The 25,009-nt window shown below is 33.7% G+C and carries 21 protein-coding genes and 2 pseudogenes; 6 read left to right on the forward strand and 17 right to left on the reverse strand.

The window, feature by feature from the left end:
* Positions 1-77 precede the first annotated feature (77 nt).
* Positions 78-944, forward strand: coding sequence for a DNRLRE domain-containing protein (locus A7L45_RS17060; RefSeq protein WP_071613904.1), 867 nt, complete (start codon positions 78-80; stop codon positions 942-944).
* A gap of 21 nt (positions 945-965) precedes the next feature.
* Positions 966-2,747 carry a tetratricopeptide repeat-containing glycosyltransferase family 2 protein gene (locus A7L45_RS17065; RefSeq protein WP_071613905.1) on the forward strand — a complete coding sequence of 594 codons (1,782 nt, stop codon included), beginning with the start codon at positions 966-968 and terminating at the stop codon, positions 2,745-2,747.
* Positions 2,748-2,884: 137 nt separating this feature from the next.
* Here A7L45_RS17065 and A7L45_RS17070 read toward each other — a convergent pair whose 3' ends face one another.
* Complete coding sequence (locus tag A7L45_RS17070; RefSeq protein WP_071613906.1) at positions 2,885-3,166, reverse strand: hypothetical protein; 282 nt, start codon at positions 3,164-3,166, stop codon at positions 2,885-2,887.
* Between the two features lie 217 nt (positions 3,167-3,383).
* On the opposite strand from A7L45_RS17070, the gene A7L45_RS17075 reads away from it, so the two are divergent.
* Positions 3,384-4,394 carry a glycosyltransferase gene (locus tag A7L45_RS17075; RefSeq protein ID WP_224616883.1) on the forward strand — a complete coding sequence of 337 codons (1,011 nt, stop codon included), beginning with the start codon at positions 3,384-3,386 and terminating at the stop codon, positions 4,392-4,394.
* Positions 4,395-4,444: 50 nt separating this feature from the next.
* On the opposite strand, the gene A7L45_RS17080 is transcribed toward A7L45_RS17075, so the two are convergent.
* Genes A7L45_RS17080 through A7L45_RS17090 form a run of 3 tightly spaced genes read right to left on the reverse strand, consistent with a single transcriptional unit; the run spans position 4,445 to position 6,806 of the window.
* Positions 4,445-5,539 (reverse strand): DegT/DnrJ/EryC1/StrS family aminotransferase, encoded by a 1,095-nt coding sequence (locus A7L45_RS17080; protein WP_071613907.1) that lies wholly within the window; start codon positions 5,537-5,539, stop codon positions 4,445-4,447.
* Between the two features lie 12 nt (positions 5,540-5,551).
* Positions 5,552-5,959: a sugar 3,4-ketoisomerase gene (locus A7L45_RS17085; protein ID WP_071613908.1), complete on the reverse strand. Its 408-nt coding sequence runs from the start codon at positions 5,957-5,959 to the stop codon at positions 5,552-5,554.
* Positions 5,960-6,008: 49 nt separating this feature from the next.
* Positions 6,009-6,806 carry an N-acetyltransferase gene (locus A7L45_RS17090; protein ID WP_084647499.1) on the reverse strand — a complete coding sequence of 266 codons (798 nt, stop codon included), beginning with the start codon at positions 6,804-6,806 and terminating at the stop codon, positions 6,009-6,011.
* A 301-nt stretch (positions 6,807-7,107) separates the two neighbouring features.
* Between A7L45_RS17090 and A7L45_RS17095 the strand changes: the two genes are divergently transcribed.
* On the forward strand, positions 7,108-7,596 hold the full coding sequence (locus A7L45_RS17095; RefSeq protein WP_170288113.1) for a hypothetical protein: 489 nt from the start codon (positions 7,108-7,110) through the stop codon (positions 7,594-7,596).
* 416 nt (positions 7,597-8,012) lie between these two features.
* Here A7L45_RS17095 and A7L45_RS17100 read toward each other — a convergent pair whose 3' ends face one another.
* The 5 genes from A7L45_RS17100 to A7L45_RS17115 all read right to left on the reverse strand — a co-directional run bounded on the left by A7L45_RS17100 (position 8,013) and on the right by A7L45_RS17115 (position 14,177).
* Entirely contained in the window at positions 8,013-10,103 is a 2,091-nt protein-coding gene (locus tag A7L45_RS17100) for a glycosyltransferase family protein (protein ID WP_071613910.1), read from the reverse strand.
* A gap of 304 nt (positions 10,104-10,407) precedes the next feature.
* Positions 10,408-10,524, reverse strand: a complete 117-nt coding sequence (locus A7L45_RS23955; protein WP_224616882.1) for a glycosyltransferase — start codon at positions 10,522-10,524, stop codon at positions 10,408-10,410.
* Positions 10,525-10,547: 23 nt separating this feature from the next.
* Positions 10,548-11,630, reverse strand: coding sequence for a glycosyltransferase family 4 protein (locus A7L45_RS17105; RefSeq protein ID WP_071615029.1), 1,083 nt, complete (start codon positions 11,628-11,630; stop codon positions 10,548-10,550).
* A gap of 29 nt (positions 11,631-11,659) precedes the next feature.
* The gene (gene galE / locus A7L45_RS17110) at positions 11,660-12,667 is read right to left on the reverse strand and encodes a UDP-glucose 4-epimerase GalE (protein WP_071613911.1); all 1,008 of its coding nucleotides are present in this window, start codon (positions 12,665-12,667) and stop codon (positions 11,660-11,662) included.
* Positions 12,668-12,782: 115 nt separating this feature from the next.
* Positions 12,783-14,177, reverse strand: coding sequence for a glycosyltransferase (locus tag A7L45_RS17115; protein WP_071613912.1), 1,395 nt, complete (start codon positions 14,175-14,177; stop codon positions 12,783-12,785).
* A gap of 235 nt (positions 14,178-14,412) precedes the next feature.
* Here A7L45_RS17115 and A7L45_RS24250 point away from each other — a divergent pair.
* Positions 14,413-14,835 (forward strand): annotated as a pseudogene (locus A7L45_RS24250) (glycosyltransferase family 2 protein).
* Positions 14,836-15,143: 308 nt separating this feature from the next.
* Here A7L45_RS24250 and A7L45_RS17130 read toward each other — a convergent pair.
* The 4 genes and pseudogenes from A7L45_RS17130 to A7L45_RS17145 all read right to left on the reverse strand — a co-directional run.
* Positions 15,144-15,368 carry a hypothetical protein gene (locus A7L45_RS17130; protein ID WP_071613914.1) on the reverse strand — a complete coding sequence of 75 codons (225 nt, stop codon included), beginning with the start codon at positions 15,366-15,368 and terminating at the stop codon, positions 15,144-15,146.
* Positions 15,358-16,212 (reverse strand): NAD-dependent epimerase/dehydratase family protein, encoded by an 855-nt coding sequence (locus tag A7L45_RS17135; protein ID WP_071613915.1) that lies wholly within the window; start codon positions 16,210-16,212, stop codon positions 15,358-15,360. The genes A7L45_RS17130 and A7L45_RS17135 overlap by 11 nt, the downstream gene beginning before the upstream one ends.
* 7 nt (positions 16,213-16,219) lie before the next feature.
* The gene (locus A7L45_RS17140; RefSeq protein WP_071613916.1) at positions 16,220-16,720 is read right to left on the reverse strand and encodes a CDP-glucose 4,6-dehydratase; all 501 of its coding nucleotides are present in this window, start codon (positions 16,718-16,720) and stop codon (positions 16,220-16,222) included.
* Positions 16,711-16,872, reverse strand: a pseudogene (locus A7L45_RS17145) (NTP transferase domain-containing protein); the annotation flags it as partial. The pseudogene A7L45_RS17145 and the gene A7L45_RS17140, both read right to left, overlap by 10 nt.
* A 240-nt stretch (positions 16,873-17,112) precedes the next feature.
* On the opposite strand from A7L45_RS17145, the gene rfbA reads away from it, so the two are divergent.
* Complete coding sequence (rfbA, locus tag A7L45_RS17150; protein WP_071613917.1) at positions 17,113-17,997, forward strand: glucose-1-phosphate thymidylyltransferase RfbA; 885 nt, start codon at positions 17,113-17,115, stop codon at positions 17,995-17,997.
* 251 nt (positions 17,998-18,248) lie between these two features.
* Here rfbA and A7L45_RS17155 read toward each other — a convergent pair whose 3' ends face one another.
* The 4 genes from A7L45_RS17155 to A7L45_RS17160 all read right to left on the reverse strand — a co-directional run bounded on the left by A7L45_RS17155 (position 18,249) and on the right by A7L45_RS17160 (position 24,970).
* Positions 18,249-18,485: a hypothetical protein gene (locus tag A7L45_RS17155; RefSeq protein ID WP_071613918.1), complete on the reverse strand. Its 237-nt coding sequence runs from the start codon at positions 18,483-18,485 to the stop codon at positions 18,249-18,251.
* 83 nt (positions 18,486-18,568) lie between these two features.
* Complete coding sequence (locus A7L45_RS23365; RefSeq protein ID WP_170288114.1) at positions 18,569-18,781, reverse strand: hypothetical protein; 213 nt, start codon at positions 18,779-18,781, stop codon at positions 18,569-18,571.
* Positions 18,782-18,901: 120 nt separating this feature from the next.
* Entirely contained in the window at positions 18,902-19,051 is a 150-nt protein-coding gene (locus tag A7L45_RS23370; protein WP_169829618.1) for a hypothetical protein, read from the reverse strand.
* 285 nt (positions 19,052-19,336) lie between these two features.
* Positions 19,337-24,970, reverse strand: a complete 5,634-nt coding sequence (locus A7L45_RS17160; RefSeq protein ID WP_084647500.1) for a beta strand repeat-containing protein — start codon at positions 24,968-24,970, stop codon at positions 19,337-19,339.
* Between the last annotated feature and the right edge of the window lie 39 nt (positions 24,971-25,009).

A 25,009-nucleotide genomic window follows, 5' to 3' on the forward strand; every position in this document is an offset into this window, starting at 1 on the left:
AATAATCACAAAATACTATCAATAGAATATTATATGTTAAGTTAAGTTATGTTAATGAAGTATAAGGATGTGCTAAAATGACAAGTATTATAATACCATCAACTAAAAGTCTTACAGTAACAACCAAAATTCCTAATGGAAATATTAATGAAAAAAACATAACTGTAGGAAGTGATGGATTATATACTTATTCAAGCTTTTTATTTTTTGATATTTCGAAAGTACCAAGTAATGCTGAAATATCCAATGCAGAACTTGTATTATTTAAAACTGATAATTTCTATAATGACAACAAAAAATGCATTTATATATATCCATTGTTTGACTACTTTAGTACTTTCACCACTTACAATAATCCTCCTGAAGTTAACCATATTATTCAAGGCAGTCTGTATCCCCTAACATCTAAAATATCAGTTACGTCTAATCTCACGAAGATTGTTTCATTATGGTTTAGGAATGCATTATCCAATAAGGGGATAATTCTGTGTAAAAAAAACAATGATTTTATCACAACCTTTGGTTCAGCAATATGTAGTGATAAATATCTAACTCCATTTATAAAAGTTGTTTATAGAATTAAGAATACTATTATAATACATGAAAATAGAAACCCTATGAAGGTAATATATTCTCCTTGTCCCTGTAATTGCCCATCTTATCCAAACCCTCCGATACCACCAGTACCTCCAGTACCAACAATAAGAAAAGTTGAAGTTAAAGGCATAGTAGCTCCTTTTTCAATATATTTAATAATTGTAACTTTATCAGTAACTAGAATTGGTACTGGTCATATTGATAATTATTATGTGACTGATGAATATGATAATTCAGCAAGTAGCACTCCACTTGCAATCGACAAATTTTATGATATTGCGGTTATTCCACAAGAAAATCCAGGAGATACTGAAAATATCAGTCTTTCTGGATCTTATAAAGGATAGTTATAATTAGGGGGAAATACAATGAATGAAATAAGTCTGTGCATGATTGTAAAAAACGAAGAAAATTACTTGCCTAGGTGCCTTGAAAGTATTAAAGATATTGTTGATGAGATAATTATCGTTGACACAGGATCTACAGATAGAACTATAGAAATTGCTAAAAGTTATGGTGCTAAAGTTTATTACTATAAGTGGAATAATAATTTTAGTGAAGCTAGAAATGAATCATTAAAATATGCTACTAAAGACTGGATATTAATATTAGATGCAGATGATGAATTACATGATGACTATAAAGAAAATTTTAAGGTATTGTTAAATACCCAATTGAATGAAGATACACTTTATTTTTTTGAAACATTAAGCTACTATGGAGATATTGTTGATACCAATTGTATCACTGTTAATTTAAACCCAAGAATGTTTAAAAACAACCGTGGAATTCACTATGAGGGAAGAATTCATAATCAGTTAGTATATGTACAAGGTAAATCTGATACAATCTGTAGTTCTATAAAAATACATCATTATGGATATTTGAATAAAAGCATAATCTCTAAAAACAAAAGAGATCGGAATATTACCATTTTAAATGAACAAATAAAAAAAGAGCCCACTAATAAATTTAATTACTTTAATCTAGGCAATGAGTATACATCTTTAGGTGATGTAAAAAAAGCTCTTAAATATTATTATAAAGCCTATGAAAATTTTGATCCTAATACCGGATTCAGTTCAATATTACTTTTACGAATAATTATTTCAAATTATAATATACAAGAATACAATGAAGCACTAAGCTTTATAGATATTGCATGTGGATATTATCCAAAGTTTACCGACTTGTATTTTTATAAAGCTCTTGTCTATAAAGATTTAGGCAAACCTACACTTCAAATAAAAGCCCTAAAAAAATGCATTGAACTTGGTGAACCATCCTCTGAATTGAAGTTTTTTCATGGGACTGGAAGCTTCAAAGCTTATTATGAATTAGGTAATAGCTATATGAGCCTTAATGATTATGATGCTGCATATGATTATTATATTGAAGCTACAAAATCAAACCCTAATTTTATAGACCCTTTCTATTGCATTTGTCATATATTAAAGGAAAAACACACATCTATTGATGAATTTAAGTGCATTATGGAAAGTTTGTTTTTAGATTTTCCGACTTCTTATACTCTTATTGCAGATATATTCTATAATGAAGGATTCTATAAAATATCATTAGAGTATATTGAAAAATGCGTAAAATCAGGCATTATTACTGAAAATCTTACAATGTTAAAAGCTAAATGTTTTGTTAGAACTAATGACTTTGATGAATGCATTAATATAGATACTATAGATGAAACTTCTCCTACTCACGTGCATCTATCAATGTATAAGGCTTTAAGTAGCATATTAAACACTAACTATGATTTTGCATCATCCATAGTAGGTAGTTTTAAAGAAAACACTTTATCCCAATACAATAAAAAACTACTTAATGTATATTCTGAGTTAGTAAAATTATTCACAAATGAACCAACCGCTATGTTATCTGAAGATGAAAATGAAAAAGATTATATTATTATTATACTAGAGATTTGTGAAATACTGCTTATAAACAATAAGTTTGATGAATTAAAGATAGCCGTAAACTTGCTTAATTTAATAAATAATAACTTTGCGCTTCTTTACCTTGGGAAACTTTATAATAATTATGGATATATAGATATCGCTAAAAAGGAAATAATACGTTCCATAAAGGAATTTGATATATATGATTCAGTTGGACTAGATATACTAAAAAAATAGATTTAATAAAAATTGTGAGGTACACTTCTGTGCCCCATTTTTTCTATCTCATATAGATTAATATTATAGCTTTTTAATAACAAAACATGGAATCAATGACCCCATGTTTCTTTATCTTTAATCTTTAATTTTTAATTTTAGTAACCAAAGTTTACAACAGTCGCTACGGTTTCATTACCATGCAATTTAGGTGAGATAGCCATACGAACTGTAGTTGAAATTGCTAATGCTGTTGATGTTGCTGTATTATTATAATTCATTTCTCTATAAAAAACTTGTTGAGTTGCAGTTCTTGCCGCATTAGTACCACTAACTGTGAGTGTAACCATAACACGAGCGGTAGACCACCCAGCAACGGTTCCTGTAGTTGCTACGTCATAATTAGTACTAGATGATGGTGTATCAAAACTTACTGCCAATCAAAACATCTCCCTGGATCTGATTTTGGGGATTTCTCATCCCTCTATAATATATGTAATTTTTGCTTTATTGTGTCAATAATATATTAAAAGTATCTTAATAACGTATAACACCTTCTTCCTGAATAAGAACATTCCTAAAAAAGGAACATATTATATTACAAGAGTTAAATGTAATTATATAACTTTTTACTATCTTTTAAAGGGAGACGTCATGATGGAGAATATAAAAGTTATCCATGGAACCATGGAAATTGCCAATCAAATGCATACTATTACAAAAGCATTACAAGGATGCAACATAGAAGCAAAATCTGTTAATTACTATCCTAGTTACTTAGATTACAAATCAGATTATACTCTAAATCTATTTTCGATAGACATTAATGAGGCTGACAGATTGAGTAAAGAATTAGCTATAAATTTAATAAATGAAAATAATATCTTTCATTTTCATTTTGGAACAAGTCTTACTTTGGATTATTCTGATTTGCCGATACTAAAAAATTTAAACAAAAAAATGTTTATGCAACATTGGGGCTCAGATGTAAGGCTTTATTCTGTAGCATCAAAATACAACCCTTACGTAAAGGTAAAAGCTACAGATGAAAAAGAAATAATAAACAAACTTGAGTTTTTGGGGAAATATATTGATAACTGCATAGTTTCTGATGCTGAATTATATGAGTATGTCAAAAACTTTTATAAAAATGTGTATTTAATAAAACAAGCTATAGATATTAAAGACTATACCATAAAGAGCAAAAAAATTAATCATGAATTATGCATTGTGCATGCTCCTACCTCACCAGAGATAAAGGGCACTGATTCAGTACTTAAAGTCATAGAAGCATTAAAGGATAAGTATTCTTTTAATTTTAAATTAGTACAGGGAATGTCTCATTCAGAGGCGATAAAAATATACGAAGATGCAGATATAATAATCGACCAATTGCGAATCGGATCTTATGGTTTACTCGCCATTGAGGCTATGGCAATGGGTAAGACAGTCATAACCTTTATTAGTGATCCTATGAAGGATAAATACCCTAAGGAATTACCTATTATTTCAGCAAATCCGGATACCTTAAAGGATACTCTTGAATATTTAATTATAAATAAAGATATGCTAAAAAAAATAGGGGAGGATGGTAGAACTTTTGTAGAAAAGTATCATGATTCAAACCTAATAGGCAAAAATCTCTTAGAATTATATAAAGGGTGCTAATTATATTAACCCAGCTTAACTGCTGCACCCTTTGTCAAATTTCTACCTCTTTACCACTGATTTAGAACATCTATAACATAATTAATTTCTTCCTCACTCATTCCATACCACATTGGTAAACTTAACACAGTATTTGAAATCTCTTCTGCTATTGGAAAATCACCCAGCTTATAACCTAAATCCTTATAAGCCTGTTGAAGATGCAATGGTATTGGATAATGAATTAAAGTTCCTATTCCTTTCTCTTTCAAATACTGCTGTAATTCATTTCTATACTCTGTCCTCACAGGAAATACATGCCATACTGAATCCTTAACTAGATTTATATTTGGAAGAATTAATTTACTATTATTTATTCTTTCAATATATAGCCTTGCGATTCTTTGTCTATCATTGTTCCATTTATAAAGATACCTTAGCTTTACTATTAAAATTTCTGCTTGTATTTCATCAAGTCTTGAATTGACGCCCCTATATTCATTGTGATATTTAATGTCTGAACCATAGTTTCTTAATGCTTGAACCTTTTGTGCTAAATTAATGTCATTGGTGAGAATAGCTCCGCCGTCACCTAATGCTCCCAAATTTTTTCCTGGATAAAAACTATAACCAGCTGCATCGCCAAGACTTCCTATTTTTTCGTCCTTGTACATCGCTCCATGAGCTTGCGCTGCATCTTCGATAAATTTCAAATTAAATTTTTTACATATCTCTCTCACTTTATCAGCCTCTACAGGCCTACCATATAAATGAACAGCAATAACTGCTTTTGTTCTTTCGGTTATAGCTGCTTCAATTTTATTTACATCTATATTAAATGTTTTAATATCAGGCTCCACTAAAACTACCTTGGCTCCGACACTCGAAACTGCTAAAGCAGTAGCTATATAAGTATTAGATGGTACAATTACCTCATCACCCTTACCTATGTCATAGCCCCTCAATATAAGGCAAAGTGCATCTAATCCATTCCCACAACTTATACAATAATTAGTATTACAATACTTTGAAAAATCCTTTTCAAAATCTTCTACGCTCTGGCCTAATATAAACCAATTTCTATCATATACTCTTTTAAACGCTTCTATAATCTCATCTCTTATTTCACTATGCATTGGTTCAAAGTTTAAAAATGGTACCATCACTAAAATCACTCCCTAATATCTTTTAACTGCCTCTTGCATATAAAAATCAAAATTCCTTATATAATCATTTTCATTATAATAATCCGATGCAAGTACTAAAAGAACCGCACCCTCACTAAAATCACACATTTGTCTCCATATATATGGTCCAATATACAGACCAACTGATGCATTGTCTAATATAAATTCACTCTCTTCTTTTGGGTTTTTAACCTTAATTTTCACAGAACCATTAAGACATATGAGCACTTGATGAAGTTTTCTATGTGCATGGAAACCTCTTTCAATCCCTTGCGGTACTTTTGTAATATAATAGATACGTTTTATATCAAAAGGTACATCCACCATTTGCTCTATAGGTGTTAAATCACCATATTTACTATTTATATTTATAAATTTAAGCAATGAACAATTATACATGTTGTTTCTCCTAAATATTAGTGTTAAATACATTTTAAAAATAAATAAATTATTTTAAATTCTCACCTTTTAACCATTGCTCATATCCCAACTTCTCCCAAGGCATTCCCCTAGCAAAGGTATATTTCCATGGATAAACTTGCTCCCCAGTCTGCCTATTTTTTATATTTTGTATTGTAGAATTCCTCTTTGCTGGATTACCAACTACCAATGTTTCTTTTTCTACATTTTTACTTACAACGCTGCCTGCTCCAACTAATGAATCCTCACCTATATTTACTCCGGGTAAAATTATACTACCAGCAGCAATTGCTGCATAAGCTTCTACTGTAACTCCTAACAATGTTTGTGATGGTGGAGTAGGATCATTAGTTAATATAACATGTGGGAAAATCCATACATAATCCTTTATTACACTTTTTTCTCCAACAAATACATTACTATGCAGACTAACATAATTCCCTATACTACACTCTTCTTGTATATCAGACAAAGTTCCAACTCTAACGTTATCACCTATCCTTGACCTTTCTCTTATAGTTACTCTATGACCAGTCTGAAAATTATTTCCTACAATTGTTTCACCATATACAATTGTATCGCTCCTAATTAGTGCATTTTCTCCAATAACTAGAGGATGTCCCTTATTCAACCTGTCAGCATAAAAATCCATTAAGTATTCTCCAAGAATACATCTGACTCCAATATAACTTCCTTTTTTTATATGAACATTATCCCTTATTATTACTCCATAATCTATATAACAATTCTCTTCTATTATTACGTTATCACCAATAATTACATTCTCTTTAATTATTGCACTATCTGAAATCATACAATTATTCATTCAATCCCCCCTATTAATAAGTAGTGAATTCGGAAACCCTTAAGTCCCCTATATATCTCAGTCCCAGAGGGACAACTTTTATGCTTTCCCCCCAGAATTTCGAACAAAATTTAAAAAATATTATATTTAATTGAAAAACACTTGACATATTTGGTAAAATTTAAAAACCATTTTATATGGTACTAATTACCTAGTAGATTGTGAGGTGTTTTTTAAGTTAGGTATCTGGCGTTCTCATGCCTAATATCAATTATTTCTTATTAACAATACGTTACCATTTTATATCAGTAATAAAATTACCGTGGAGTTTTATTCTAAAGCTTTGAGCAAACTCTATATCCTGGATTTAGATATCCTTAAATCACTACTTAAACCACGTTTTTCTACTACTGGCAAACCTTCAAATCAACAACCCGAGATATCTCGTTCTTTTATTTTAACGTCTGAACTCCATTTTAGCAACATTTCAAAGTGGATAGAATTTCTCAAAGCTACCCCAATTTTATCTTATGCCGTAGGCGGTTCACCCAGTAATATACCTGGTGTAGGTAGTCATTATGATTTTATCACTAGGTTATGGCTTGAGAATTATGACGTTGAACAAGAACGGCAAAACTCTCTTCATCCATTTAAGAAAAAGCCACGTAAGAAATTTGGTAAAAACCGTTGGTCTTGGTGGACTACCTTGCATTCTACTAATATTCACTTGGATGCAAGAATTAAAGTTTCAAAGTTTAACTTTATATCTATTTTAGAAAAATTAGCTTTACAAGTAGCTCAATTTAAATAACTACCACCTTTTTTCATATAAATACATTTTATAGGTTAGCTTTACTATGCTCATTTTTATCAATTTACATTTTAAATACCAACAAATGAGCAAGTCTAATGAACCTACGGTTTAAAACACTTTTTCTTTAGCCTTTGTTAAATTAGCGATTAGTTTCCGAATTCACTAAACGTTTGATAATATAATATGCTGGAAAATCCATACATAATCTTTCATTACACTTTTCTCCAACAAATACATTACTATGCAGACTAACATTCTTCTATTATTACATTATCCTTAATAGTACCAGTATCCCAAATTAGGCAATTATTCATTGACACCCCTCATATTAATATCTTCTCACTCATTACTACACATGTTACCTTACAACAAATAGTGATATATTTATTCTTAATTATACGTGCTAAATTAACTTAATAAACATATCCATTTTTAATTAAAAGGCTCCAAAATAGGTCATAATCTTCTACCTCATTTTTTATCGTAAGTTCCTTATTTACTTTATGATTATTTACCATATTATATATATTGATAATTTTATCTTGAGTATCCAATATATGATTTTTTCTTATGCTATTGTTAATATCTGTATACTTATTGTATGTTTCTATGCTACCGTTTTTTATCTCCTTAATTTCCTGTATAATTTCATTTATATTGTTATAACTACATGTTTTAAACTCTTCATCAAATTCAGTTAAAATAGGACAATGATAATTTGTAAACTTTATTATATATAATCCATATATTGCTGCATCTAATAGTGATGTCATACTTCCCATCATAAAACAATCTAAATAAACATCTGCTATTTTATAAAAATCTTCTATTTCTGTTAATAACCCTAAAGCTTTTATTTTTCCATTGGTTTCAACACCTATATCATGCCATTTTCCTTCATCTGTAGGCCCAATTATATAGGCTCTACAATTATCTGTCTTGTCAACTACCTGTTTTAAAATGTTAATATAATTATTATCGTTAATGCTTCTAAATTTATAATTTGATGCAATAGTTAAAATAACAGTTTCCTTTTCTCCAATATTATATTTTTGCCTTATAATATTTCGATCAAAAGTTTTTTTAGTTTGCAGTGGTATTGGTAATATACAAGAGTTAATACAACTCCTTCTGCTTAAAGTCAGTTCTTGGCCCGAAGTTCTCATATCTACCACCAAATCGGCAATACTCGCACCAAGCCAGAAACAATGATCACCATGATTCATATAAATTATTGGTGGTCCCCCCTCTACACCAAAAGCCATTACTGGAATTGGATCCATCATATGCATATGAAGTACCACTATGTCTGCCCATTCATATGCAAGTTTTCTAAGTTTTGCTGCCCTATCAACATATTTATTACCAACATCTGCAAGAGAATAGGTCCATCCTCCTGCCTTTTCAATCTTTTCTAAAACCCATTGTGGAGTGGTTTCTATTTGCCATGTAGTTACTAAAGAATGAATGGAATCAGCATCTGCTTCTATCCAATTACTTAATAATCTTGTATGCCCTCCTGTAGGGTAACCCTCACTCAAAACGTGCAGCACTTTTCTTTTTCCAATATTTTTATCCTTTATTACATAATTATTCTGTTGTAAATTATTTGCACATACTAAAAGCATATTCTCTATTTCAGGAGACATATAAAAACCGGGATGATACAATGAAGCCTTCTCTGCAAAACCATAGGCATTTCTTGATGCACTCTCATAATCACCAAGTAATAAACTATTTTTCATCCACAAAACATAATTTTCTAAAATCTTTTTATTCTCAACCAACACATTCATAGCATCTTCTCTTTTAAAGTCGAATAAGTCCTCAGATTCACGAATGTTTCTATTTGATATAATTGAATATTCTTTTAAAAATTTTTTCCCTTGTTCTTCGAGACTATCTTCAGTGCCATAATCATGTATACACCATGTTTTTTCCTGTCTTGGAACTACAATCTTTAATCCACTTTTTTTAAATTCCATACACTCAGAAATATCATAAAAATGTAACCCATCAAATATATCCTCTCGCCATGGTATATCATTTTGAGTCACCATTATAAGCCCATCAATTGCTTCAACAACATCATATTTTTCTATAATATTGTTGAATTTTAAAAGTTCAATAGACCCACTTCTGGAAATACATACTTCACCTACTTTTCCAACATCCTCCCACCATAAACCACTATCTGGCAATCTTTTTGCCCCAACAACACCTATTAAACCAATATTATTATTATCAATAAAAATATTCAAAACATCAGCTATAAAACTTTTATTTACAATATAAGTATTGCTATGAAGAAATACCTTATATTTAGCATCTGTTAGCTTTACTCCTCTGTTATATGCCTCCGCATAACTATCAGTATCGCTTATACTAATTACTTGTAATTCGAATCCTAAAGGGACTTCTAAATTATTAATATTTGAAACACATTTTTTATACTGTTTTTTATTTAATACAAAACTTATAAATGCAATTTTATTACTATTCATAAATCGCCCCTCAATTATTTTTATTTATCTCCACAACCTCTGTTTAATTTTTTATCCATACTCATGAAATATTTTGTGTATATTTGTGTATATATGATAAAGTAAAGAACTTATTATTTCTCTCATTAAAAATTATCACTAATAATTACATTCCCCTTAATCATAATGTTATCCATAATTAGTAAACAGTTTATTTAATATTTGTCACATTAATAAATAGAAAAAACATTTCTTTTTCTTCTATAAACCTATATTCTTCATCATACTAAGCTACATATCCAGCCAATACAAGATAATTTGATTCTCAAAAACACTTTACAATATTGCTTATAACCTCCCCATCAAAAAGTAAATAATCACCAGTAGCTAAACTAATTGCAATATTTAGATTCTTAACTGTTCCTAAATTATTAGTATTCATAAATCAATCTCCTCTCGCTTAAACTATTCATTCAAAATTTGATCATTTTCATTTAAAAAAGAATTAATTTTGTTACATAGTTTTGTCCATTCAAAATTCTCTTTTGTATAAATTTGAATATCCTTGCACACTGTTTCTAATCTTTCTTCATTGGAGCAAACTGTTATAAGCTCATTTGCAAGAGAAACATAATCATTTATAGGAAATATACTTCCATATTTTTTGTCATCTGTAATATCCCATGCAGGATCTATATCTGACGAAATTATATAACAGCCTTTGTTAGCCGCTTCTGAGAATACGTTTGGGAATCCTTCACACCTTGAGGTAAGGCAGAATATTTTTGCTTTCCTATATTCTTCTTCAATTAATTCTCTATCGTTAATTCTTCCAGTAAAAATAATTCTATCTTTTAGTTCAGGATTAATATTCATAAAATTGTCAACATAAATTTGAAAATTTGGGTCTATACCACCTATAAGTTTTAGCTTCCAATTAATTAGCTCTTTTGCCGCTATTTTAAATGCCTGAAGCAAAATCTCTGTAGCCTTTTCATATATTCCTAATCTTCCTACCGTAATGATAGTGTTTTCTTTCTCTTTGTATTCTATATTTTTATTTAAACCAACGTTATAATAACCATTTGGTATATACTCAATTTTTAATGGCCACTTTTCATGAAGTGTTTTTTTAAGATTTCTACATTCCACAGAAATGAGAGAACACTGATTTAACAATTCAAGAGTATCCTGACCGAATACAATTCTCCCTAGCCAGTGAACATTTAAATCAAGTTTCAAATAAACTTTTCCCTTTGGATTAATAGATTTAAATCTTTGTATCATTAGTAAATTAAAATCATAAAATCCTATAAGCAATAGGATATCAGTATTTTCCAAAACATTGTTAATTGTATCGTCATCAATGGTATAGTGCATTGTTATGCCTTCCCTTGTTACTTCATCGTAATTTTCTTGATTCTTCCTACATAAAATGTGACTGTTATAATTCAGATGCTTATTGAAAATCATAGTAATTACGCCTAAGTCTTTACATAATTCTGCATTTACAAAACTGGGCCAGTATAAAGTGAAATTTTTTTTCATTTTAATTATCATTCCTTTCCCTAAGCTTTCTAATATCCATTCGGATTATTTATTTGCCAGCGCCAAGCATCAAGGCACATATCTTGAATGTTTTTTTCTGCACTCCACTTTAAAATAGTTTTTGCTTTTATAGGATTTGCATAACACTCAGCTATATCTCCCAATCTAGGCTCCGATATCACATATGGTATCTTTTTATTCGTCGCCTTTTCAAAGTTTTTAATTACATCTAAAACACTATATCCCACTCCAGTTCCAAGGTTATAAGGCTCGATACCTCTAGTTTTCATGATTTTTTCTAAAGCTTTTAAATGTCCCTTAGCAATGTCTACAACATGAATATAATCTCTAACTCCTGTGCCGTCATGTGTAGCATAATTAGCACCAAATATACTTAATTTATCTCTTTTGCCCACTGCAACCTGAGTTATAAATGGCATCAAATTATTTGGTGTTCCATTTGGATCTTCACCTATTCTTCCACTTTCATGAGCACCTATAGGATTAAAATATCTTAATATAGCTACACTCCACTCCTTATCTGATGCATATATATCTTGAAGAATTGTTTCTATCATTAACTTAGTTCTACCATAGGGGTTAGTAGCACTGAGAGGAAATTTCTCACTAATCGGCACACTTTTGGGCATTCCATATACAGTTGCAGAAGAACTAAATACTAATTTTTTCACATTATACTTTCTCATTTCTTCACAAAGTATAAGTGTTCCTGTAATATTATTATGATAATATAGTATTGGCATTTTTATAGATTCCCCTACAGCCTTAAATCCAGCAAAATGAATTACAGCCTCTATATTATTTTCAGAAAAAGCCTTTTCTAAAGAAACTTTTTCTAAAATATCTATCTCATAAAATTTCAAATGTTTTCCTGTTATTTCTTGAACTCTTTTTAGTGATTCCCGTTTGCTATTAGAAAGATTATCCACAACTATAACTTCATATCCTGAATTTAATAATTCTACACAAGTATGACTTCCAATATAACCTGCTCCCCCTGTTACTAATATCTCCATATATGATTTTCTCCTTTTTAATTACAATTTTCATACAATTTTCATACAATTTATCATATGGAAAATTGGAAGTAATAGTTCCAAATCATATTATTCACCTTTCAAAATTTATGCACTATAAACTCTTCTGGAACTTAGCTACATACTCATAAGATAAAAAATGTCCTTTCATATTAGCACCCACAATACTGCAAATATTATTTAATAGTTCATCATCTTCTGGCGTTAATTCAGTATAGTAATGAAACACAAATGGATTAATATATCCACACTCATTAAATAATTTGTGTATATCTGTTAAAGTGAAAAATTTTTTATTACTTTTATCTAAAATTGAATTCTCATTGTACATAAAACTTCCATTTAATAACCCTTTTACAACTGAGTGGTGCATTACGTTAGGAATCGTTGCAATTACATATCCTCCAGGCTTTAAAATTTTTTTCACTTCACTTAATAGTTTCCAAGGGTCTTTACTTTGTTGAATTCTATTCCCAAGAATTATATAGTCAAAAAAATTCGACTTATCTTTTTTAAAATTCATTTTATAATTTTCTTCAAACTCCCCTGACATTACTTCTAGAATTTTCTCACTCAGCTTTGCTATATTGGGATTTGTCTCTATTCCATATACCTTAGCGTTAGGATACTGATACTTTAATTTAAGTAGCGTTGCCCCGAGTCCACAATCAAATTCAAGTATATTTAATTCATTCTCTTTTGGCTCATTTATACGATCTATTATGTCAAATTTTAATGTGCTACTGACGTTAGAATTAAAACCCCATTTATCCTCAAGTTTTTTACGGTTCGTTGATAACACATTACTAAATTTAATATAATCTTTACTAAAAGATGAACTTCCAAAATGATGTATGAAACTGTCATTACAAAGCATCATCTTGTATCCTGCCTCTATAATTCTCATACATAAATCATCATCTTCAAAATTTCCAGGTGTGAACCTTTCATCCATAATGCCAATCTTATTAAGAACATCTCTTTTTATAAGCATACAAAATGCTACAAGCCTAACTTTTTGTTCCCATTTGTTAGGGTTTGATATATTAGTAGCTTCAGTAAATGGAATCATATCATTAACATCAATATAAGGCACACTTATAGACTGATAATTAGAACAATTGTTAGTTATAGATCCAGTTGATCCAACTTTATCATCACTATATAAACATTCTTTAAGGTTATCAAGCCACCTAGGCGTAACTACAGTATCATTATTTAATAATAAAATATCATTTTCTTTATCAGATGATTCTATTCCAATATTACATCCCTTTGGAAATCCAACATTTTCATCATTTAAAATAGCCTTTATATCCTTTTGCTCTTTAAGCCATTCTCTTGTTCCATCAGTAGAATTATTATCCACAACGATTATTTCGTAGGTATTCTCTTTAGTGTATTTTCTTATGCTATCAACGCAAATGCGATTATAAACAAGATTGTTGTAAGTCAAAATTATTATTGAAGTTTTTCTATTTGCGATCATTACCTTATCCCATCCTTTAACACTTAATGCTACAAAATATGCTCCACTTACATATTATTCTTAGTATTGAAAAATGTACCTACGTGTTTCTAAATTCATATTTAACGTTGCTTGCAATAACGGGAGTCTACTTAATTACTTTTTATTTATAAATTTGTTTCCTATTTTAAACCATAGCATATTATATACTGTAGATTTTTTTTAGGATGTTTATATGGTAACTATTAGTTTATGTATGATTGTAAAAAATGAGGAAGATGTTTTGGGCAGGTGCCTTAAGTGCGTTAAAGATATTGTTGACGAAATAATTATAGTAGACACAGGTTCTACAGATAATACAAAAAAAATTGCGCAAGAATATACAGACAAAATATTTGATTTTCAATAGATTGATGATTTTTCTGCTGCTAGAAATTTTTCTTATTCTAAAACAAAAATGGATTTTATCCTCTGGCTAGATGCAGATGATATTATTTTAGAAGAAGATATAAAAAAGTTCAAACAACTTAAGCAAGACTTAACTCTAGATGTAGATAATGTAATGTTGATGTATAACGTAGGCTTTGATGCAAATGGGACAGTTACCCTATCATATTTTAGAGAACGTTTATCAAAAAGAACAAATAATTCTAAATGGTCAGAACCTGTTCACGAATGACTAGTAATGGGATGAACTATTAAAAACATGGATATTTGCATAACACATAGAAAAGAACATGCAGCCATAAAAGGTAGAAATATTTCCATCTATAAAAAATTACTTGCAGAGAAAAAACTTTGAGTCCAAGATGGCTCTTCTACTATTCCAGGGAATTATTTTAAAATGGATTTATTGAAGATGCGATTAAATATTTAAATAAATTTTCATATACAGAAAAAGGCTGGGTAGAAGATAATATAAGTTCCTGTTTTGATCCTTCTAAGTGTTATAACCTTGTAGGTGATAAAAAAAGTATGCTTAAGATACTACTTAGAAGCTTTGAATATGATACTCCAAGAGCTGAGATATGCTGATATTCTATGATTTATGTACTTGTATCCTGATTGTTTTAAAATATTTTCATCAAATACACGCCCTGCATAATTTACCTTTGTTTGGCCAGCTATAAATTTTTCATTTATTTTTCTTAAACCATATATCTCTTTAACCCGTTCGAATATTTCCTCGCGTATATTTTCTTCAGTTCTCATAATTATAGATCCTCCTATATAATTCTATTGTTTCTTTTAAGCCACTATATATATCTACCTTTGGCTCCCATTCTATAATTTCTTTAGTTTTATCATTATCTCCAACAATCTTCCATATTTCCTGCCTTCTATCTTCTAACGCTCCAATATTAACTCTAAGATTTGGATTTTCTATACTCTTTACAATTTCTACCATTCCCTTAAGAGTCACTTCATTATTAGTACTAATATTTATTATTTCGTTTTTTCTATTTAAATTATTATAGGAGCAAATATATGAATTTACTATATCATTTATAAATACATAATCCCTAACTTGCTTGCATGAAGTCAGGTTAACCTCTTTATTACTTAATGAACAATCTACTATATATGGAATAAATCTATTCTTATTTTCTATCCCACCATAGATACTAAACAGCCGTAAATTCATACCCTCTTTAAATGTAACTTGTCTATAGCCATATTCAAACTCTGACCCAGTATTTATAAAAACTTTAAAGTTTTTAAAGTTTTTAATATTTTTAATAGATTCTATTGAATTAATAGTACCGTTTATATTAATATCAATAGCTTTTATATATCTGTCTGCGCTTTGTGTAACTCCATATGCTGCCGCATGAAAAATAGCATGAGGTTGTATTTTATTTGTTACAGTTGAAACTTCTTTGGAATCAGATATATCACAACTATATACCTCTGTATTTTTATTGAATCTTAATATTTTTCTACCTATACCAAACACTATTGCTTCACGTTTCACTAATTCTTCTACTAGATGTCTACCCACATAGCCATTATACCCTATAACAATTACTCTCTTACCTTTTAAACTTCTTTTCATTATTTATCTAGTATCCTCCTAATTCATATACACACTTTTCATAAAAACTAATTTGGTTTTTACAAAAGTCGTACATATTATTATGCTCAGAAAATCTTTTATACCAATCAACCGTCATCTGAATACATTTAGCCATATCCCAAACTGATTTCCAATTCAGATAAGTTTTGGCCTTGGATATATCTAATAATAAATTTGCTTCATGAAACTCTTCACTACTAGATAAATCCACCCACTTACCAACACCCCAATTTTTTATAATAGCACTTATAACCTCTTCTACCTTAACTATAGAATGATCTTCTGGCCCAAAATTCCAGCCACCACAATACCTTTCCTTTTGAACATCTTTGATAGTATCTATAGCAACCCAGAATCCATTATGCTCATAAACCGCAAGTTGATTATCTTTTGCAAGATTTCTTATAGGTTCTTGTTCAAAGAAACAATCTTCACTCCCTAAATATTTAAATACTTCTTTATCATTTCTCCTTTCTAGCCAATGCATAAAATAAAATCATTAAATCCATAACTCGAATATATTTTCATTATGTACCATAAAATCGGTTTACCACCTATCTCAACTAATGGTTTAGACCGGTATTCTGTTTCTTCGCGCATACGTTTTCTCTTACCACCACAAAGTATTACTACTTTCATCCATGCTCACCACCATAATCATTTTTTATATTTCTATATTTCTACATAACTTATGAATACTACAAATAGTAAGTGCATAATTCTAGATAAATTTTTCATTTTTATAATTATTAGTTCAAATAGGTCACATGAATCTAAGGTATTAACTATACTAATGTATTATGATTATTTTTACGCTTTTAATATATTGTTTTTTATAAAAATGTATTATTAAGTATAAATTTCTTAAGGAGGCAAAGTATGAAAGGTATTATTTTAGCAGGGGGATCTGGAACACGTCTTTACCCAATTACAAAATCAATATCTAAACAGATATTACCTATATATGATAAACCAATGATATATTACCCATTATCAGTGTTGATGCTATCAGGTATAAAAGACATATTAATTATTTCAACGCCTAGAGATATAACTTCATTTGAGGAGTTGCTTTCTGACGGTAGTTTTCTAGGTATTAATATACAATATGCTATTCAAACATATCCTCGTGGACTAGCTGATGCATTTATTATAGGGGAACAATTTATAGGACATGATAGGGTGGCTTTAATCCTTGGAGATAATATATTTCACGGTTATGGTTTTACTAAGAGGTTAAAAAATGCTGCAAACAGGGAAGTAGGAGCTACTATTTTTGGGTACCATGTAATCAATCCAAAGGATTTTGGAGTAGTCGAATTCGATGAAAATAATAATATATTATCAATTGAGGAAAAACCTGAAAATCCAAAATCAAATTATGCAGTTTGTGGTTTATATTTTTATGATAATGATGTAATCGACATTGCTAAAAATGTTAAACCATCTAATAGAGGTGAGCTAGAAATCACTTCAATAAATAATGAATATCTAAAAAGAAAAAATTTAAAAGTAGAATTGCTTGGAAGAGGCATGGCTTGGCTTGATACAGGAACCCATAGAGGACTTTTAGATGCTGCAAATTTTGTGGAAACGGTGCAAACAAGGCAAGGATTGTATGTCGCTTGCATTGAAGAAATTGCTTATTTAAATGGTTTTATAGATAGGGATCAACTCTTAGAAATATCCGAGCCATTAATAAAAACACAATACGGAAAATATTTAATAAATGTAGCTCATGAGAATAACATTACTAATTTTTAATATAAAGGAGCGTTAATGTAGATAAAAACTTATTTAGTAACTGTTGAAGAATTTAATTAGGAGGTACTTACTTTTTTAGTAAGTCCTCCTTAATTTCATTTCTAGTTTCTCATGAAGTATGAGATTGAATAATCAGGTAAAGCTTGTTTCTTAATATTAGGATAATATTGCTTTAAAACACTATTTATTGCTTACTGCAAATAGTCTTTTCTATTAAAACTTTGAATAATAATACTCACCTTATCTAGTTTTTAATATCCACTTAAAATAACAACGTTATTCTTCTCGCTACTACCAATAAGCTTCTTCATTAAATTTATTTCCAAGCATATATCATCAATAAACTTTTCAACTTTTATATCTAAAGTATTTAAGTATTTAACAAAAACTTTTCCCTTAATTTCATCATTTAAATAAGAAATCATTTCGCATACAAACTGTCCACCATAATTATAAATCTGTTGAAGTAACTCACCTCTTTTTTTCATATAAACAAAAGCATCCTTCACATTAAAAATATCATTTTTAATGCAATAATAATTTCCAACACATTGTGATATCAATCCTAATGCTAGTTTTTTTCATTTATTGTTTTACTTAAGGTATCGCCATTAATTCTTCTAACATGAACATAATTATTTAAAACTACTACTTTTTTGCCTGAATCATTAGAAAACAGTCTTATTAAAGTAATACAATCTTCTGCTGCTATAAACATGCTATTGGGCCTACATTGTATTAATTGCTTTGTATTTGCAATTGAACCTGTTAAAAGCGCCTTCATCTCTGATGTTATTATAATATCTTTGCGCGATTAAATAAAGTAATTAATAAAGTACAATCATCCAAATTAACTTCATTTAGTTTTTTACTATTTAAGAATTCTTTAACAATATTTATTATGCTATCTTTTTTTAATGCCTTTAATTACATTCTCAATTGAAGTTATTTGTTTTTCTAATGAATAGTTTTTAGCAATATACTCTTTGTATTCTTTAGAGTTATATTCATTTGAAACTACCATTTCAACGCATAAGTTATAGTTCCTAGTCATATCTTTCACCTATACGTTTCCCTCTACCACTATAATTAATTAAGAAAATTTTGTTTATACATACTATATAACTTATGTGTATAATTTTGGATAGATTTTCAAATGCCATAGATTCACTGTAAATATTTTAATAAGTCTAAAATCCCTTCTGATTAATAAAAAATATCCCAACAAAAGTTGGGATATTCTACATTTCGTGCTTGTAAGCTCTGGATAACTTGATTAATTTATATAACCCTAATACTTAAACCATAGTCATGACCAGCCATTATTTAATTGTCTTATTTAGATTATATTTAGTGCCCTAGTAAGTGCCACAGATGGGGATACAATATTAGTTCCAGAAACTGTGACATCAATCCTATACGTGTGAGGTAAAGCATCTATAACTATATCAACCCATGTCAAATTTGGAATTTCTCCCGAAATACGTGTTGCAGCACTAGCAAAATCCTTATCTTTTTCAATTGTCACAGAAGCAATAGAAGTTCCATCCTTTAACAGACTATATAAAATCGTATACTGAGAAGTAGCACTAGCTGTAGTAGTTATCTCAACTTCTGCCATAGAATCTATTTTTAATAATTGACCAGCAGTACTGGTTATTGACGTAGAAAGAATAGTAACAGGAGTTCCTGTTGGAAGATTTACGGAGGTACCATTTGTTTGTGTAAACCCAATTGTTCCTCCAGTGGCTCCTGTTGCCCCAGTTACACCAGTGGCTCCTGTTTCACCAGTAGTTCCAGTGTCTCCTGTAACTCCAGTTACACCTGTTACACCAGTTGCACCAGTAACTCCCGTAACTCCAGTAACTCCAGTTACCCCTGTTGCTCCGGTATCACCTGTAACCCCTGTTGCACCAGTATCTCCGGTTACTCCAGTTGCTCCTGTGTCACCAGTAACACCAGTAACTCCAGTTACTCCAGTTACTCCAGTGGCACCAGTATCACCAGTAGATCCTGTAACTCCTGTTACCCCTGTTGCTCCGGTATCACCTGTAGTTCCAGTTGCCCCAGCATCACCAGTTGCTCCTGTTACTCCAGTATCTCCGGTTACACCAGTTGCTCCTGTTACTCCAGTATCACCTGTAACCCCTGTTGCACCAGTATCTCCGGTTACTCCAGTTGCTCCTGTGTCACCAGTAACTCCCGTAACTCCAGTTACTCCAGTGGCACCAGTATCACCAGTAGATCCTGTAACTCCAGTAGATCCAGTAACTCCAGTTACACCTGTTGCTCCGGTATCACCTGTAGTTCCAGTTGCCCCAGTATCACCAGTTGCTCCTGTTACTCCAGTATCTCCAGTTACCCCTGTTGCTCCGGTATCACCTGTAATTCCAGTTGCCCCAGTGTCTCCGGTTGCTCCAGTGTCTCCCGTAGTTCCTGTTACTCCAGTATCTCCAGTTACACCAGTCGCTCCGGTATCACCTGTAACTCCTGTTGCACCAGTATCTCCGGTTACACCAGTTGCTCCTGTGTCACCAGTTACTCCAGTATCACCAGTAGATCCTGTAACTCCCGTAACTCCAGTTACTCCAATGGCACCAGTATCACCAGTAGATCCTGTAACTCCAGTAGATCCAGTAACTCCAGTTACACCTGTTGCTCCGGTATCACCTGTAATTCCAGTTGCCCCAGTGTCTCCGGTTGCTCCAGTGTCTCCCGTAGTTCCTGTTACTCCAGTATCTCCAGTTACACCAGTCGCTCCGGTATCACCTGTAACTCCTGTTGCACCAGTATCTCCGGTTACACCAGTTGCTCCTGTGTCACCAGTTACTCCAGTGGCACCAGTAGATCCTGTAACTCCAGTTACCCCTGTTGCTCCGGTATCACCTGTAATTCCAGTTGCCCCAGTATCACCAGTTGCTCCTGTTACTCCAGTATCTCCAGTTACCCCTGTTGCTCCGGTATCACCTGTAACTCCAGTTGCTCCTGTGTCACCAGTAACTCCCGTAACTCCAGTTACTCCAGTGGCACCAGTATCACCAGTAGATCCTGTAACTCCAGTTACCCCTGTTGCTCCGGTATCACCTGTAGTTCCAGTTGCCCCAGTATCACCAGTTGCTCCTGTTACTCCAGTATCTCCAGTTACCCCTGTTGCTCCGGTATCACCTGTAATTCCAGTATCACCAGTTGCTCCTGTTACTCCAGTATCTCCAGTTACCCCTGTTGCTCCGGTATCACCTGTAACTCCAGTTGCTCCTGTGTCACCAGTAACTCCCGTAACTCCAGTTACTCCAGTGGCACCAGTATCACCAGTAGATCCTGTAACTCCAGTTACCCCTGTTGCTCCGGTATCACCTGTAGTTCCAGTTGCCCCAGTATCACCAGTTGCTCCTGTTACTCCAGTATCTCCAGTTACCCCTGTTGCTCCGGTATCACCTGTAATTCCAGTTGCCCCAGTGTCTCCGGTTGCTCCAGTGTCTCCCGTAGTTCCTGTTACTCCAGTATCTCCAGTTACACCAGTCGCTCCGGTATCACCTGTAACTCCTGTTGCACCAGTATCTCCGGTTACACCAGTTACTCCAGTGGCACCAGTATCACCAGTAGATCCTGTAACTCCAGTTACCCCTGTTGCTCCGGTATCACCTGTAACTCCAGTAGATCCAGTAACTCCAGTTACCCCTGTTGCTCCGGTATCACCTGTAACTCCAGTTGCTCCTGTGTCACCAGTAACTCCCGTAACTCCAGTTACTCCAGTGGCACCAGTATCACCAGTAGATCCTGTAACTCCAGTAGATCCAGTAACTCCAGTTACACCTGTTGCTCCGGTATCACCTGTAATTCCAGTTGCCCCAGTGTCTCCGGTTGCTCCAGTGTCTCCCGTAGTTCCTGTTACTCCAGTATCTCCAGTTACACCAGTCGCTCCGGTATCACCTGTAACTCCTGTGTCACCAGTTACTCCAGTGGCACCAGTAGATCCTGTAACTCCAGTTACCCCTGTTGCTCCGGTATCACCTGTAACTCCAGTTGCTCCTGTGTCACCAGTAACTCCCGTAACTCCAGTTACTCCAGTGGCACCAGTATCACCAGTAGATCCTGTAACTCCAGTTACCCCTGTTGCTCCGGTATCACCTGTAGTTCCAGTTGCCCCAGTATCACCAGTTGCTCCTGTTACTCCAGTATCTCCAGTTACCCCTGTTGCTCCGGTATCACCTGTAATTCCAGTTGCCCCAGTGTCTCCGGTTGCTCCAGTGTCTCCCGTAGTTCCTGTTACTCCAGTATCTCCAGTTACACCAGTCGCTCCGGTATCACCTGTAACTCCTGTTGCACCAGTATCTCCGGTTACACCAGTTGCTCCTGTGTCACCAGTTACTCCAGTATCACCAGTAGATCCTGTAACTCCAGTTACCCCTGTTGCTCCGGTATCACCTGTAACTCCAGTTGCTCCTGTGTCACCAGTAACTCCCGTAACTCCCGTAACTCCAGTTACTCCAATGGCACCAGTATCACCAGTAGATCCTGTAACTCCAGTAGATCCAGTAACTCCAGTTACACCTGTTGCTCCGGTATCACCTGTAATTCCAGTTGCCCCAGTGTCTCCGGTTGCTCCAGTGTCTCCCGTAGTTCCTGTTACTCCAGTATCTCCAGTTACACCAGTCGCTCCGGTATCACCTGTAACTCCTGTTGCACCAGTATCTCCGGTTACACCAGTTGCTCCTGTTACTCCAGTATCTCCAGTTACCCCTGTTGCTCCGGTATCACCTGTAACTCCAGTTGCTCCTGTGTCACCAGTAACTCCCGTAACTCCAGTTACTCCAGTGGCACCAGTATCACCAGTAGATCCTGTAACTCCAGTTACCCCTGTTGCTCCGGTATCACCTGTAATTCCAGTTGCCCCAGTGTCTCCGGTTGCTCCAGTGTCTCCCGTAGTTCCTGTTACTCCAGTATCTCCAGTTACACCAGTCGCTCCGGTATCACCTGTAACTCCTGTTGCACCAGTATCTCCGGTTACACCAGTTACTCCAGTGGCACCAGTATCACCAGTAGATCCTGTAACTCCAGTTACCCCTGTTGCTCCGGTATCACCTGTAACTCCAGTAGATCCAGTAACTCCAGTTACACCTGTTGCTCCGGTATCACCTGTAGTTCCAGTTGCCCCAGCATCACCAGTAACTCCCGTAACTCCAGTTACTCCAGTGGCACCAGTATCACCAGTAGATCCTGTAACTCCAGTAGATCCAGTAACTCCAGTTACACCTGTTGCTCCGGTATCACCTGTAATTCCAGTTGCCCCAGTGTCTCCGGTTGCTCCAGTGTCTCCCGTAGTTCCTGTTACTCCAGTATCTCCAGTTACACCAGTCGCTCCGGTATCACCTGTAACTCCTGTTGCACCAGTATCTCCGGTTACACCAGTTGCTCCTGTGTCACCAGTTACTCCAGTGGCACCAGTAGATCCTGTAACTCCAGTTACCCCTGTTGCTCCGGTATCACCTGTAATTCCAGTTGCCCCAGTATCACCAGTTGCTCCTGTTACTCCAGTATCTCCAGTTACCCCTGTTGCTCCGGTATCACCTGTAACTCCAGTTGCTCCTGTGTCACCAGTAACTCCCGTAACTCCAGTTACTCCAGTGGCACCAGTATCACCAGTAGATCCTGTAACTCCAGTAGATCCAGTAACTCCAGTTACACCTGTTGCTCCGGTATCACCTGTAATTCCAGTTGCCCCAGTGTCTCCGGTTGCTCCAGTGTCTCCCGTAGTTCCTGTTACTCCAGTATCTCCAGTTACACCAGTCGCTCCGGTATCACCTGTAACTCCTGTTGCACCAGTATCTCCGGTTACACCAGTTACTCCAGTGGCACCAGTATCACCAGTAGATCCTGTAACTCCAGTTACCCCTGTTGCTCCGGTATCACCTGTAGTTCCAGTTGCCCCAGTATCACCAGTTGCTCCTGTTACTCCAGTATCTCCAGTTACCCCTGTTGCTCCGGTATCACCTGTAACTCCAGTTGCTCCTGTGTCACCAGTAACTCCCGTAACTCCCGTAACTCCCGTAACTCCAGTTACTCCAGTGGCACCAGTGGCACCAGTGGCACCAGTATCACCAGTAGATCCTGTAACTCCAGTAGATCCAGTAACTCCAGTTACACCTGTTGCTCCGGTATCACCTGTAGTTCCAGTTTCCCCAGTATCACCAGTTGCTCCTGTTACTCCAGTATCTCCAGTTACACCTGTTGCTCCGGTATCACCTGTAGTTCCAGTTGCCCCAGCATCACCAGTTGCTCCTGTGTCACCAGTAACTCCCGTAACTCCAGTTACTCCAGTTACTCCAGTGGCACCAGTATCACCAGTAGATCCTGTAACTCCAGTAGATCCAGTAACTCCAGTTACTCCTGTTGCTCCGGTATCACCAGTTACACCTGCTGTTCCGGTATCTCCTGTAACCCCGGTTGCTCCGGTATCTCCAGTTACTCCTGTTGCTCCAGTTACTCCAGTTACTCCAGTTGCTCCGGTTGCTCCTGTAACCCCAGTTGCTCCGGTTGCTCCTGTCGCCCCTGTTATACTTCCTACTTCTTCGGTAATTTCACCTAACACTAAATTTGCTTTTACCGATACTAAAGAAGAGTAAAATACGGTATTAGAAGTTAAATTAATTAACCTTAATGCTATTGGTGCTGCATCAACTTGTATAATAGCATACCCCACAACCTCAGTATTTTTAATAGGTGAATTCCCTATTAAATCATCTCCTTGAGATGTTTGAATTGAAAAAGTTACATTACTTGCGCCTATAGATGCCTGAGTTGCTACCCACCAGTTGATAAAATATCTTCCTGGCTTATTTATTACTATTTCACCAGTTAGTGCGTTATAAACTACATCTCCATAACTGTTTACCACAGTTTCAAATATTACATTAGAGTTTGTACTTACCGATCCAGCTAATTGTCTTTGAATTTGAAGACCTATTGTATCCAAACCGTTCCCTCCTTAATTGCAATAACTTTGAGTGTTATT

This window comes from Clostridium estertheticum subsp. estertheticum (genome assembly GCF_001877035.1).
GTDB lineage: Bacteria > Bacillota > Clostridia > Clostridiales > Clostridiaceae > Clostridium_AD > Clostridium_AD estertheticum.